Source organism: uncultured Pigmentiphaga sp. (genome assembly GCF_937950555.1).
In the GTDB taxonomy this organism is placed as follows: Bacteria; Pseudomonadota; Gammaproteobacteria; order Burkholderiales; family Burkholderiaceae_B; genus Pigmentiphaga.
Genome location: NZ_CALFCW010000066.1, coordinates 24,959 through 37,455, shown reverse-complemented (window position 1 = coordinate 37,455; position 12,497 = coordinate 24,959). Strand labels below are relative to the sequence as shown.

11 protein-coding genes are annotated in these 12,497 nt (G+C 65.6%); 8 read left to right on the top strand and 3 right to left on the bottom strand.

Annotation, left to right across the window (positions count from 1 at the left end):
- Window positions 1-85: 85 nt before the first annotated feature.
- The gene (locus tag Q0319_RS15470) at window positions 86-1,066 is read right to left on the bottom strand and encodes a tripartite tricarboxylate transporter substrate binding protein (protein ID WP_299454095.1); all 981 of its coding nucleotides are present in this window, start codon (window positions 1,064-1,066) and stop codon (window positions 86-88) included.
- Between the two features lie 137 nt (window positions 1,067-1,203).
- Between Q0319_RS15470 and Q0319_RS15465 the strand changes: the two genes are divergently transcribed.
- The gene (locus Q0319_RS15465) at window positions 1,204-2,139 is read left to right on the top strand and encodes a LysR substrate-binding domain-containing protein (RefSeq protein ID WP_296468038.1); all 936 of its coding nucleotides are present in this window, start codon (window positions 1,204-1,206) and stop codon (window positions 2,137-2,139) included.
- 28 nt (window positions 2,140-2,167) lie between these two features.
- Here the strand turns inward: Q0319_RS15465 and Q0319_RS15460 are convergent, their stop codons facing one another.
- Window positions 2,168-2,917: an enoyl-CoA hydratase/isomerase family protein gene (locus Q0319_RS15460; RefSeq protein WP_296468036.1), complete on the bottom strand. Its 750-nt coding sequence runs from the start codon at window positions 2,915-2,917 to the stop codon at window positions 2,168-2,170.
- A gap of 129 nt (window positions 2,918-3,046) precedes the next feature.
- On the opposite strand from Q0319_RS15460, the gene Q0319_RS15455 reads away from it, so the two are divergent.
- Both Q0319_RS15455 and Q0319_RS15450 read left to right on the top strand, forming a co-directional pair.
- Complete coding sequence (locus tag Q0319_RS15455; RefSeq protein WP_296470759.1) at window positions 3,047-4,075, top strand: alcohol dehydrogenase catalytic domain-containing protein; 1,029 nt, start codon at window positions 3,047-3,049, stop codon at window positions 4,073-4,075.
- A complete protein-coding gene (locus Q0319_RS15450) occupies window positions 4,072-5,571 on the top strand; it encodes a class I adenylate-forming enzyme family protein (RefSeq protein ID WP_296470762.1) in 1,500 nt (499 codons plus the stop codon). Before Q0319_RS15455 ends, Q0319_RS15450 begins: the two co-directional genes overlap by 4 nt.
- A 33-nt stretch (window positions 5,572-5,604) precedes the next feature.
- On the opposite strand, the gene Q0319_RS15445 is transcribed toward Q0319_RS15450, so the two are convergent.
- On the bottom strand, window positions 5,605-6,579 hold the full coding sequence (locus Q0319_RS15445) for a tripartite tricarboxylate transporter substrate binding protein (RefSeq protein WP_296470766.1): 975 nt from the start codon (window positions 6,577-6,579) through the stop codon (window positions 5,605-5,607).
- Window positions 6,580-6,760: 181 nt separating this feature from the next.
- Here Q0319_RS15445 and Q0319_RS15440 point away from each other — a divergent pair, with 181 nt between their 5' ends.
- From Q0319_RS15440 to Q0319_RS15420, 5 genes are all read left to right on the top strand, one after another.
- Window positions 6,761-7,531 carry an IclR family transcriptional regulator gene (locus tag Q0319_RS15440; RefSeq protein WP_299454088.1) on the top strand — a complete coding sequence of 257 codons (771 nt, stop codon included), beginning with the start codon at window positions 6,761-6,763 and terminating at the stop codon, window positions 7,529-7,531.
- 40 nt (window positions 7,532-7,571) lie between these two features.
- The gene (locus tag Q0319_RS15435) at window positions 7,572-8,327 is read left to right on the top strand and encodes a sulfite exporter TauE/SafE family protein (RefSeq protein WP_296465269.1); all 756 of its coding nucleotides are present in this window, start codon (window positions 7,572-7,574) and stop codon (window positions 8,325-8,327) included.
- Between the two features lie 149 nt (window positions 8,328-8,476).
- Complete coding sequence (locus tag Q0319_RS15430; RefSeq protein ID WP_296465272.1) at window positions 8,477-9,229, top strand: hypothetical protein; 753 nt, start codon at window positions 8,477-8,479, stop codon at window positions 9,227-9,229.
- 75 nt (window positions 9,230-9,304) lie between these two features.
- Window positions 9,305-12,241, top strand: a complete 2,937-nt coding sequence (locus Q0319_RS15425; RefSeq protein ID WP_299454083.1) for an EAL domain-containing protein — start codon at window positions 9,305-9,307, stop codon at window positions 12,239-12,241.
- Between the two features lie 83 nt (window positions 12,242-12,324).
- Window positions 12,325-12,471 (top strand): hypothetical protein, encoded by a 147-nt coding sequence (locus Q0319_RS15420; protein ID WP_296465276.1) that lies wholly within the window; start codon window positions 12,325-12,327, stop codon window positions 12,469-12,471.
- Window positions 12,472-12,497 lie beyond the last annotated feature (26 nt).

The window sequence follows — 12,497 nt, the reverse complement described above, 5'->3', positions numbered from 1 at the left end:
CGACGGGTGGCCGCGCGGCGCGTTCTACCTTATCAGGTCCCGCCCATGGGGGCGATGCCCCCGAGGAAGGGACACGGCAGCCCGGTCAATCGGCCTGGATGCCCAGGCGCTTGATCAGCTCCGCCCATTTGATGGTTTCCGAAGCCAGGAATTTTCCGAACGGCTCCGGCGTGAGATACGCCACGGTCGCGCTTTCCGCTTCCAAGCGCCGGCGCATCTCGGGCTCTGCAAGAATATCGGCCACAGTCTTGCTGAGCTTGTCCACGATTGCTTGCGGCGTGCCTGCGGGAGCGAGCAGGCCCCACCAGTTGTCGCCGTCATAGCCCGACAGGCCGGCCTCGTCGACGGTCGGGACATCCGGCAGCACTGCCTGGCGCTGCGGGCCGCTCACCGCCAACGGCCGCAGCCGGTTCGCCTTGACGTGGGGCAAGGCCTGCAACACGGTTCCCACCGACACCTGTGCATGGCCGGCCGCGACATCGGCGAGCGCCGCGCCCGCCCCCTTATAGGGCACGTGCGTCATCGATATGCCAGCGCGGATCTGGAACAATTCGCTCACGAGGTGCTGCGAACTGCCTACGCCCGAAGACACATAGTTGAGCTTGCCGGGATTGGCCTTGGCATAGGCGATGAGCTCGGACAGGGTCTTGACCGGCAGGCCCGGATACACCGAGATGAGCAGCGGTGCGGTCGCCATCCTCGCAATCGGCGCAAAGTCTTTATTGGGATCGTAAGGCAGCTTCTTGTAAAGCGTCGCGTTTGCCGTGTGGGGGGTGGAAATCAGCAACAGCGTATAGCCGTCGGGCCGGGACTTGGCCACGAGATCGGTTCCGATGGTGCCACCAGCGCCCCCCCGATTGTCCACGATGAAGGGCTGCCCCAGCCGCTTGGCCAGCTCTTCGCCAATGAGCCGGCCCACGATGTCGTTGCTCCCGCCAGGCGCAAAAGGAATCACGATGCGCACGGGGCGGTTCGGGTAATCCTCCGCATGGACGGCCGGGCTCCAGGCAGCGGCCAGCACGGCCATGGCGGCGGCGGGCGCCAGCAATTTGCGCGAAAAATTCATAAGGTCTCCTCAGGCGTGCCGCGCGGCGCGCGGGCAGCCGCGCACGTTCTACGGTCTTGGTCGAGGCAGCATTGTGCGCACCCCACTTATTTTCATCAATAAAATAGCGGCTACATCTGATATCTGAAAATTAAATAATGGACTTGCAGCAGCTCGAATCCTTCGTGCGCGTGGCAGAACTGGGCAGCCTGACGCGCGCCGCGATGGTGCTCGGCGTCTCCCAACCAACCCTGAGCCGCCACATCCGCCTGCTGGAACTCGAGCTCAAGAGCCATTTGCTGGTTCGCACCGGGCGCGGGGTCGAACTGACCGAGTCTGGCAAATGCCTGCTCTCCTACGGCGATGCCATCCTGAAGCTGACGCGCCAGGCGCAGGCAGACATCCAGGCCCTGCGCGAACAGCCCACGGGCAGGCTGACCGTCGGCCTTCCGCCGCGCATCGCGCACGTGCTGACGCCTGCGCTGGTCAAGGAATTCCGGGGCCGCTATCCGGAAGCCTCGATCTCGGTATCGGAAGGCTTGAGCGTGGCGCTCCGCGAAGACCTGTTGCTCGGAAAGATCGAGATCGCGCTCTTGTTCGATCCGCCGCCGAGCCCCAAACTGGAGTACCGCAGCCTCTATCGCGAAGAGATGATGCTGTGCGGCCGCCCCACGGCCGCCTTTCCCCTACCGGCGCGACTTGCCGCCAAGGAGCTCGAGCGATATCCGGTGCTGGTGCCCAGCATTCCCAACGCAGTTCGCAACGTCATCGAGGCCAATTGCCGGCCCCACGACATCAAGCTCAATATCGTCGCCGAAGTCGATGCCGTGCACACGCTGCTCAAACTGGCAATGACCGGGCAAGGCTACGCCATCGTCCCGCGCAGCGCGGCCCCGGTCTCCAAGACCATAGGCGGCAAGCCCTTCAAGGTCTCGACCATCGTCGAGCCCCGCATGCTCAACAACCTCGTGCTGGCCACGGCGCGCGACCGGCCCCAGTCACAGCTTGCGCAGGGCACCGTCGCGCTGCTGGCGGAACTGGACATTGGCAAGCTGCTCGCCCCAGGGCGACGGGTGCGCCGCACCGACGCCTGACCCGCTCTGCGGCCGCAATGCCCGCGGCTCAACGCACCCGGCCCGCCCCGGGTTTGTGCGCCACCACGTCGCCGAACTCCTTGGAATCCAGGACGGCCATCCGCGCATCGTCGATGACCGCGGCGTGCTCGCGCGCCCGGCGGCGGCGCTCGAGCAGAATCAGCCGCTTGGTCTGCGCGACGGCCGCGGCGGAGTTCGAGGCGATGCGACGCGCGAGCGCCAGCGCGGCGGCGAAGCTATCGGGCGCGACTTCGTCGACCAAGCCGATGCGCAGTGCCTCTTGCGGGTCGACCAAGCGCGCGGTCAGCATGAGATCCAATGCCCGCGGCTCGCCGACCAATCCCGGCAGAGTCACGGCGCTGACGCCGGACAGCATGCCGTGCTGCACCTCCGGGAACCCCAGCTTGCCGGTTTCCGCGGCAATGCGGAAATCCGCGTGGATGGCCAGGGTCAGGCCCATGCCTATGGTGTATCCGTGCAATGCCGCCACCACGGGCTTGTTCAGTTCAACGCCTATTCCGGGAATGGCGTCCATCAGGGTCCGGGTGTCGACCATCGTTCCCGTGGCCTGCATTTCCTTAATGTCCGATCCCGCGCAAAAGGCTTTTTCGCCTGCGCCGCGCAGCACCAGCACCTTGACGGCCGGATCCTCCGCCGCCTCGCGCCAGACGCGCCCCAGCTCCCGCTTGGCCGGCACGTCCAACGCATTCATGCGTTCAGGCCGGTTGATGACAACCTCATATATGTCGCCCTCGAGCGACCGGTAATCGATTCCCATGTATGCCTCGTCGGAAAGTGCGCTGCCGCGCGTTGACAGCCTATGTCCCGCTGTGCAAACTATAGCGCAATGTGTATATAGTAAACATTATGTGCATATAATGCACATTAATAAACCAGGGAAAACGCCATGAAAGCTGTACTCCTTTCCGCTTTCGGAGGCCCCGACTCGCTGGAGATCCGGGACGTCCCCACCCCTACGCCGAAGGCGGGGGAGGTCCTCGTCCGCGTCCAGGCCGCAGGCATCTGCCACCATGACATTCTGCACCGCGCCGGCAAGTTGCCGGGTGCCAAGACGGGCGTGGTGCTGGGACACGAGACCGCCGGAGAGGTCGTCGCGGTGGGCGAAGGCGTCATCACGCACGCCGTGGGCGATCCGGTCGTGATCTACCAGCGCCAGTTCTGCGGCATGTGCCGCAACTGCCTGCGGGGCCGCCAGGATATGTGCCGCGCGCTCGGCCTGCCGGCCGTCGACACGGTGGGCGGCTATGCCGAGTATGTTTGCGTTCCCGCCCCGATGGCGATACCCGTTCCCCGTGGATTGCCGTGGGAAGCCGCGGCGCTATCGTGCTGCCCCATCGGCACCAGCCTGCGCGCGCTGCGCACCCTGGCCGGCACGAGTCCGGGCGACACGGTCCTCATCACCGGGGCCAGTGGCGGGCTGGGCATGCACCAAATCCAGATCGTGCGCGCCCTGGGCGCGCGATCCATTGCCGTCACGTCTAGCCCCTCCAAGGCAGGCCACCTCAGGGAACTTGGTGCCGACGAAGTCATCGTATCCCCCGACCTCAAGTTCAGCGCCGAAGCTTGGCGCCTCACCAGCAAGCAAGGCGTGGACGTCGCAGTCGACAACCTGGGCATGACGCTGCCCGAAACCCTGCGTGCCATGGCCCAAGGCGGCACAGTGGTGGTCCTCGGCAACATCGATGGCCATCCCGTGGACGTATTGCCTGGCTTGCTCATCGGCCGGCGCATACGGGTCATGGGCTCAGGCAGCGGCACGCTGGAAGATATCCGCCAGGCGTTGGCGATGCTCGTGGCGGGACAGATCCGGCCTATCGTTTCGGCGAAACTGCCCTTCTCCGAAATCCGCCGCGCCCATGAACTGCTCGACACCAAGGGCGTGGAAGGGCGGGTCGTCATGCAGGGCTGGTCATGAACGTCGGCGCGTTGCTGCTGCGCTGCGCCCAACAGTGGCCTGATCAACCGGCGCTCATCGACGCCCGGGACGGCAGCGCCCTCACTTTCACGCAATTGGCCTCGCGCGCATTCGGCTTGGGGCATGCCCTGCGCGCGGACGGACTGGACGAACAGGAACGCGTCGCCATTCTTGGCGACAACACGCCGGAATACCTATTGTGGGACTATGGCGTGATGGCAGCCGGACTGGTGCGGGTCCCGCTCGACCCTGCCCTCAGCGCCGAAGAACAGGCGGCCCAATTGACCGACGCGCAGGCGCGCATGCTCGCTTACGGCGAAGACTATGCCGAACGCGCACGCGCGCTCGCAGCGCGCGTGCCCGGCCTGAAATTGCGGCCACTGGCAGCCGACAACCCTACGATGCCACTGCCCGCCGCATTGCCCGGACCGCAGGCCATGGCTTCGCTCAACTACACCGGAGGCAGCACGGGGGCACCCAAGGCCGTGGTCATCACGCACGGCAGCCTGACGTCCGCGCTGCAGAACATCGTGCTGGCGCGTGGCCAAGGGCCCGGCGACGTCATGCTCAACATGCGGCCGCTGTGGCCGATAGCGGCCATCATCGTACTGGCCCAGCTCGCGGCCGGCGGCGCGGTCGTGCTCGCAGGCCGCTTCCAGCCCCGGCGCTTCCTGGAGTTGTTGGCACATCACCGCGCCACTTCGACCTCGTTGGTACCGACGCACCTGGCCAGGCTACTCAAGGAAACCTGCCCCGCCGACTATGACTTGTCCGCGCTACGCAGCATCGACGTGGGCGCAGCAGCGATTCCGCCGGAGATTTTCGAAGCCGCCATCGAGGCTTTTGGTCCTCGCTTCGGCGTACTCTACGGGCTGACCGAAGCGTCTTGGACGTGCTACCAGCCGCCCCAGGCGCTGGCCGACCCCACCACGCGCGCGCAAGCGATGCGCAGCGTGGGCCGCCCGCTCTTCGGCTGTGAAGTTCGCATCGAGTCCGATGGGCAGCCGGCGCCCGCCGGCGTGGAAGGCGAGGTGCTGATCCGCGGCGCCCACGTCGCCGCCGGCTACTGGAAGCAGCCCGAACTGAGCGCCCAAGTCTTCCGCGGCGGCTGGTTCCACACGGGCGACCTGGGCGTGCTCGACGAATCTGGCATCCTGCGGATTACCGGCAGGCTCAAAGAGGTTATCCGTACGGGAGGAAAATCGGTGCTGCCGGACGAGGTGGAACGTGCCCTGTGCTCGCACCCCGCCGTCGCGGACGCAGCCGCCGCCGGCCTGCCCGATCCGGAATGGGGAGAAGTCATCGGCGCGGCGGTCGTGCTGAACGAGGGCGCGCGCATCGAGGCGGAAACGCTGGTGGAACACTGCCGGCAATCGCTGTCAGGCTTCAAGAAGCCCCGGATCATCCGCTTCGTGACGAGTATTCCCCGCTCCCACTACGGCAAGATCCAGCGTGCCAAGGTGCGCGCCCTGCTCGCCGAACGCGGGCCCTCCTGAAGGGAAAAGCCTGCGGCCCGGCCGCAGGCGGCATCACTGCTCGACGATGTTCGCCAATTGCACGATCTCGCGCGCCTTGGCGATCTCCTGGTCGATGAAGGCGCGGAACCGGGCTCCCGTCACGCCGGCCGGCTCCAGCCCTTGGCGTGCGAACCAAGCGCGGGTTTCCGGCTCGGCGACGATCCGCTTGACGGCCGCTTCGAGTTTCTCCACCACGGGCGCCGGAAGGTTCGCCGGCCCCCAGAACCCGTACCAGGTAAAGAAATCGACTTCGGGATATCCCGCCTCGGCAAAGGTCGGCACGTCCGGCGCCAACGGACTGCGCCGCTGACCGGTGACCGCCAGCGCCTTGAGCTTGCCCGCCTTGACCGGGGGCAGCGACGACAGCAGCGGATCCATCATCCCACTGACCTGGCCTCCCATTAGATCGACCAATGCGGGAGCGGTCCCCTTGTACAAAATGGTCGGGACCTTCAGGCCAGCGCGATACTTGAAGGACTCCACGGCGAGATGCCCGGCAGCACCGAAGCCTCCGACCGCAAAGTTGAATTTCTCCGGCTCAGCCTTGGCCCGGGCGACGAAATCCTGCACCGTCGCGACCTGGGTGGCAGGGGGCGTCACGAACAACAGCGGCCCGGAAGCGACCAGGGCGAGCGGCGCCAGGTCTTTGACCGGATCGAAGGGCGGCCGCTCTTTCATGATCAGCGGGTTGATCACGAGCGTCGACGCGGTCAGGAGCAAGGTATAGCCATCCGCGGGCGCCCGGGCGACCAGGTCGGCCCCGATATTGCCGGACGCGCCGGCGCGGTTCTCGACCACGACTTTCTGGCCCAGGTCCGCCTCGAGGCGAGCCGCGACGGTGCGCGCCACGGCATCGACGGCCCCGCCCGCGACGAAAGGCACGACGAGCCGGACCGGCTTGGAAGGATAGGATGCCGCCTGGACGAGCGGGCAAACCGCTAGCAGCAGGGACAGCGAAACGCGCGGCAAAATACGTGGCAGCGACATGGCGAACTCCCGCGGGCCAAGCCCGGATAGTGAAGAGCGACGCATGATACGGCGCGGGGACCCGGTTTTTCCGCCGCCGGTTATACAGTGTTGCCATGTGCATATTACGCACAATTAGATTGTAATACGCACTTCGAGATTAGCGATACCATGTCGCCACGTCAACGCCTCCCCACGCCCCATGCTTCGCCCGCCTTCCGCCCCCGCCGCCCATTCCGGCAACCGCGTCCAGGTGATCGACCGCGCGATGACGCTGCTCGACATCCTCATGCGCACGCCCCGGGGCGCCTCGGCGCTAGAACTGGCCCAGGCGACGGGATTGGACCGCACCACCGTGCATCGCGTGTTGCGCACGCTCGCGCATTGGGGCATGGTGCAGGCGCGCGAGGGCACCTATACGCTCGGGCCCAAGTGCCTGGTACTGGGCACCGCCCATCACGACCGCTTGGGCATACGCCGGGCAGCACTGCCGCACGCGATCGAGCTCCAGGAAAAGGGGGTGGGCAAGCGCCGGGCCGTCGTTTCCATCTCGGTCCCAGCGCTCGACGAAGTCGTCATCATCGAACGTATCTGGACCCCTTCGGTGCCGCTGAACATCATTGCCGACATCGGCACGCACTTTCCGCTCGACGCCAGCGTCAGCGGACGCGCGATCCTCGCGGCGTGGCCAGCCGAAAAAGGCGCGGCGCACATCGGCGCAGAGCGTTACGCCGCCGTCAGCGAAAAGCTGGAAACCATCCGGGCCGGCCACGGCATCTCGTTCGCGCTCAGCGAAATGCGCCCTGGCGTCGGCACACTCGCCTGCCCTATCTACGGCCGCGATGGAGAAGCGGTCGCCGCGCTGATCGTGGCCGGACTCGCACTCGAAGACGAATTGCGCCCCGACTCACCCCTAGCCCAGCACGCCCGACGCAGCGCAGCCAGCATTTCCGCTACGCTCCAGGCCGGTTGACGATGGCGTGCGGAGCCTTTCCGGACGCCTGGGCCCAAGCATGACTGCATCGACCGTCCTGCTCTTTCTCGCCAGCGTAGGCGTCGCCGCCTATTGCCAAAACCTGACCGGTTTCGCCTTCGCGCTGCTCTTGCTGGGCATGGTGGGTGCCTTCGGGCTGATGCCCATTCCCGATGCCGCCAATGTTGCCAGCGTACTGAGCCTGGTGAATGCCTGGGCCTATTGGCGCTACAACCGCGTCAGCTTCGACTGGGAACTGTTGCGTCCGGTCCTGGCCAGCAGCCTGCTCGGCGTACTGGCCGGGGTGGTGCTCCTGGAATGGCTGAGCACCAACGCAGTCACCACGCTGCGCCTGCTGCTGGGCCTGGCGATCATGGGGTGTGCCGTGCTGTTGCTCATCCAGGGGGGCCCGCGGGAGCGGCCATCCGGCAAGCCGGCCCTGTGGTTCTTCGGCGGCCTGTCCGGCCTGCTCGGCGGGCTGTTTTCCACGTCGGGGCCGCCCATGGTCTACCACCTCTACCGGCAGCCCATGGATCGCGGCGCCGTCCGGGAATGCCTGTTCATGATGTTCGCGGCCAATGCCGCCCTGCGCCTTGTCCTGGTGGCGGGAAGCGGGCAGCTGACGTGGCACTCCCTTTTCCTTGCCGCCTGCGCCGTGCCCGTCGTCGCCGGGGTCTCCTGGTGGCAGTCCCGCCATCCCCCCCGCATCCCGCGCCGGGCCGTCGAATGGCTCGTGTGCGGCCTCTTGCTGCTGGCCGGCGCGAGCCTGGTCTGGACCTCGCTCAGCGGGGGCTGACACCCCGCGCAGGCCGGGCGGACTCGTCCTCCTGGCTGACCCTCATTCCTACGCTTTTGTAACCACCTTCAGGCCGAGACGTGCGAATCTCGTAACGCCATTGCGATATCCGCAATGGGAGCAACTTCTAGCTCTTACGAGGAAGCAATATGTCTCACCAAAACGCGTACGCCCGGCATTCGGGCCAACTCCTGCCCCTTTCCGAACAAACGACGGAAGTCCTGCCGTTCACGGTGCGGATCGCCCGCGACGAAGGGGCCCTCGAAAAAGCCATCGCCCTGCGTCAGTCGGCCTACGCCCGCCACGTGCCCGAAATCGCCAGGCATCTCGGCGCCGCGGAGGCCTACGACCACGACCCCGGCTCCGTCGTCCTGCTGGCCGAGTCCAAGCTCGACGGCGCACCGCTCGGCACCATGCGGATCCAGACCAATATGTGCGGGCCGCTCTGGCTCGAGCAGTCAGTCACCTTGCCCGACTGGCTGGCCGGCCACGCACTGGCCGAGGCGACCCGCCTCGGCGTAGCCAGCGAACGCACGGGCCGGGTCGCCAAGACTGCGCTTTTCAAGGCGTATTTTCTTTTCTGCGTCTACGCGGGGATCGATTGGATGGTGATCGCCGGCCGCTCGCCGCTGGATCGCCAATATGAAGCCCTCATGTTCCGCGAGGTCTTTCCGGGCCAGGGCTTCATTCCCATGCGGCATGCCGGCAATATTCCGCACCGCGTCCTGGCATTCGAGGTCGCCACGGCCGAGAAGCGCTGGCGGGAAGGAAGGCACCCGCTGTACCAGTTTGTGTTCAAGACCCATCATCCGGACATTCGGATTGACGGGAATTTGATTAACATTGACGCGCTACGCAATGCGCCGAAGAGGGAGGAGGCGGTACTGCAGCCGCAAATCTGAAATCGGCAAGCAAGGCGGTCCGCCTTCGGGCGGACCGCCGCGACATCGACAATCACCCACGAGCGAAAGGCGAACATGCAGCACCGTTCCGCGGAACCCCCAACCGGCATCACAGCGAAGATCGACTGGTTCCTGCGCAACTTCTCCTACTACGTCGTACCGGCTGCCATCTTCGTCTTCTCGCTCATTGCCCTCCTGCTCGGGCAACACATCTACACCGCCGACGGGAACCGCTCCCTGTCGTTCGCGGTGATGCAAGACACCGACCCGGACCGTTCTCCCGCTGGTGCGGCGCAGGCTCTCGCCAACGTGCAGCCGGTGACGTTCCACGACACACGGCTGTCCGAGATGCCCTTCTGGTTTCAATTCCGCGTTCCGCCGTCGAATGCGCCGCAGGTCGTCGAACTCCCGTCGCGCCACGCCAAGGAGGTGGCCTGTTGGGACGCCCAAGGCATGCAGCTGCTGGGATCAGCCGATCGCACGGTGTCCACCGGCCAGCTACAGCCCATCAAGGCCGGCTTCGCGCTAGACCTCGGGACATCGACCCAACCGCGGGAGGTGCTTTGCCGTGGCAGCTTCTCCGGCCCGGCACGCATTACGGTCCAGGCCTGGCCACGAGACGAGCTCGCGCTCTCCGAAGTGGCGTACCACCATTCCACGGGCGTGCTGGAGGGCGGGTTGCTGACGCTGGCGGTGCTGACCCTGATGACGGCCCTGATCAACCGCGATGCGCGCTACGTGCTCTTTGCGATTTGGCTGGTGGGCAATCTGCGGCTGGGCGGCATTACCATGGGTTTCGATACCCAATGGCTGGAGCGCGCCATCCCCGCAGACTGGATGCCGATGGTGCGCAAGCTGACCATCGCCTCGTACTACATCGTCACCTATACCCTGTTCAGCCAATTCCTGAAGACCGAGCTCAGCCGGGTCGGCTATGGATGGCTGTTGCGGGCCGGGTCGCGCGCGGGCGTGCTGCTGCTCGCGTTCGCATTCACCCTCGACTTCGCGCGGTTCCTGCCAGCCATGTGGGTGGTGGTGTCGTTCGGGATCCTCGTCGTCGTCTTCTTCCTCGCGCGGATGGTGATCATCACGCGCTCGCGCACTGCATTGTGGTATGCGGCGGCCCTGGGCATCGTGCTGTTTTCCAGCTTCTCCGAAGTCATCGCCGCCGCGTTCGACTTCAAGACATTGATAGGCACGCTCAACAGCGTCACCGCCGCGCTCGCATCCAGCCTGGTGGCGGCGTTCGCCTTTGCCGAGCAAATGCGCACCGAGCGAGTCGAACGCGAACATGCCGAGGCCGAGCTGCAGCGTGCCTACGAGGTCACGCCCGTCGGGCTGTTCACGCTGGAGCCGGATGGCCGCTTCGTGCGCGCCAACACCGCCATGCAGGAAAAACTGGGCCTGACCGGCAGGCCGCTGCAAGAACAGCGGTGGCAAAACTTCTTCGAGGCCGGCGCGTGGGAGCGCCTCAAGGAGATCGCCGAACGCGGCGGCGAAGCCGAAATCCAGGCCCTACCCATGGGTGGCCACGAGGCGCGCTGGTACCTTGCCAAGGCCACGCTTGCCCAAACCCGCATCGAAGGTTCGCTGCAGGACATCACTGAGCGCCGCAAGGCGACCGAGCGCCTGCGGTTCCTGGCCAACAACGATTCGCTGACCGGCGCCTTGAACCGGCGCGGCATCGAGCAAGTACTGGAAAACTCGCTCAAGCAGATCGATCCGTCCCGCCCGGTGGCGCTGGCCTACCTCGACCTCGACCGCTTCAAGCTGATCAACGATCTCTACGGCCACCAAACCGGCGACGAGGTACTCAAGCAGGTTTGCCAACGGATCAAGTGGTCGCTTGCAGACAATCATTACGTCGGCCGCATCGGGGGGGACGAATTCATCCTGGTGCTCCGCGACACCGCGATGCTGCCCGCCACGGAATTGTGCCGCCGCGTCATTAGCGACATCTGCAGCATGCCGTTCCAGTTGCGGCGCCGGTCCTTCCAGGTCAAGGTGTCCATCGGCCTGATCGAAGTCACGCCCGGGATGCGGGTCCAGGACGCGGTGTCGGCCGCCGACCGCGCTTGCCGCGAAGCCAAGAAGGGCAAGCATGGGCACCTGGTGATCTACAAGGAAAACGCCCCCGCCTTCCAGGAACGCGCCGAGGAACTGCGCCTCATCGAGGAACTCGGCAGCACCTTCACGCCCACCGGCCTGTCGCTGGTCATGCAGCCCATCATGTCGCTGCGCGCACCGGAAGCCTCGCTGGACTTCGAAGTGCTGGTGCGCATGCAGGACTCATCGGGCGCCATGATCCCCGCAGGGAAAGTGATCGCCGCGGCCGAGGCCAACGGCACCATCGGGGAACTGGACAAATGGGTGCTGACCTCCACCCTGGTCTGGCTGACCGAAAACCTGCCACGCCTGCCCAACACCCGCTTCGTCTGCGTCAACCTGAGCGGCGCGTCGATGAACGACGAGGCTTTCATCGAGGACACGTTCCGCATCCTGTCCCGATTCGGCAACGTCGTGAAATACCTGTGCATGGAGATTACGGAAAGCGTTGCCTTGCACGACATCGCCAACTCGCGCCGCTTCATCGACCGCCTGCGGGCCTGCGGCGCGAAGATCGCGCTCGACGATTTCGGCGCCGGATACACCTCGTTCTCCTACCTCAAGGAATTCGCCGCCGATGCGCTGAAGATCGACGGCAGCTTCATCAAGCGCATGCATGAGCACCCGGCCAATTACGCGATCGTGGAGGCCATCGTCGAGCTCGCCCGCAATCTCGGCATGCGCAGCATCGCCGAATGGGTCGAAGACTACGAGACGGTGGAAGCGCTTGCCGAATTAGGCGTAGACTACGTACAGGGCTGGGCCATCGCCAAACCCATGCCTCCCGAGGAACTGTTGCGCGCTTCGTCTTCCGCGAGCTTCATTACCGACGAGCGCCTGCGCGCCTTCATTGCAGGGGGCCCCGACTTCGACGGACGCGGCATTCCGGCATCCCGCCTGCATTGACGTTCCATCGCCCGAAGCGGCGATGGACGACGGCGCATTCCGGAATACGCACAGCTCGCACCTCTGTCGAAATCGGAAACCCCATGACGCGCCATTTGATGTATACGCTCCTGCTTGCCCTGTGCGTGGCGTGTACGCCGGGCCCCCGGTCGCCCGACGACCACGCCTCCAGCAGCGACGGCGTCACCGTGTACGGCGTCATCGACACGGGCTTCGTGATTAATCGCTAGCGAAAGCCCAGCGCGGCGCGGGTAGA

Excerpts from the sequence above, each read along its gene's own strand:
- Q0319_RS15470 (WP_299454095.1), bottom strand. The coding sequence starts at position 1,066 with ATGAATTTTTCGCGCAAATTGCTGGCGCCCGCCGCCGCCATGGCCGTG.
- Q0319_RS15465 (WP_296468038.1), top strand. The coding sequence starts at position 1,204 with ATGGACTTGCAGCAGCTCGAATCCTTCGTGCGCGTGGCAGAACTGGGC.
- Q0319_RS15460 (WP_296468036.1), bottom strand. The coding sequence starts at position 2,917 with ATGGGAATCGATTACCGGTCGCTCGAGGGCGACATATATGAGGTTGTC.
- Q0319_RS15455 (WP_296470759.1), top strand. The coding sequence starts at position 3,047 with ATGAAAGCTGTACTCCTTTCCGCTTTCGGAGGCCCCGACTCGCTGGAG.
- Q0319_RS15450 (WP_296470762.1), top strand. The coding sequence starts at position 4,072 with ATGAACGTCGGCGCGTTGCTGCTGCGCTGCGCCCAACAGTGGCCTGAT.
- Q0319_RS15445 (WP_296470766.1), bottom strand. The coding sequence starts at position 6,579 with ATGTCGCTGCCACGTATTTTGCCGCGCGTTTCGCTGTCCCTGCTGCTA.
- Q0319_RS15440 (WP_299454088.1), top strand. The coding sequence starts at position 6,761 with ATGCTTCGCCCGCCTTCCGCCCCCGCCGCCCATTCCGGCAACCGCGTC.
- Q0319_RS15435 (WP_296465269.1), top strand. The coding sequence starts at position 7,572 with ATGACTGCATCGACCGTCCTGCTCTTTCTCGCCAGCGTAGGCGTCGCC.
- Q0319_RS15430 (WP_296465272.1), top strand. The coding sequence starts at position 8,477 with ATGTCTCACCAAAACGCGTACGCCCGGCATTCGGGCCAACTCCTGCCC.
- Q0319_RS15425 (WP_299454083.1), top strand. The coding sequence starts at position 9,305 with ATGCAGCACCGTTCCGCGGAACCCCCAACCGGCATCACAGCGAAGATC.
- Q0319_RS15420 (WP_296465276.1), top strand. The coding sequence starts at position 12,325 with ATGACGCGCCATTTGATGTATACGCTCCTGCTTGCCCTGTGCGTGGCG.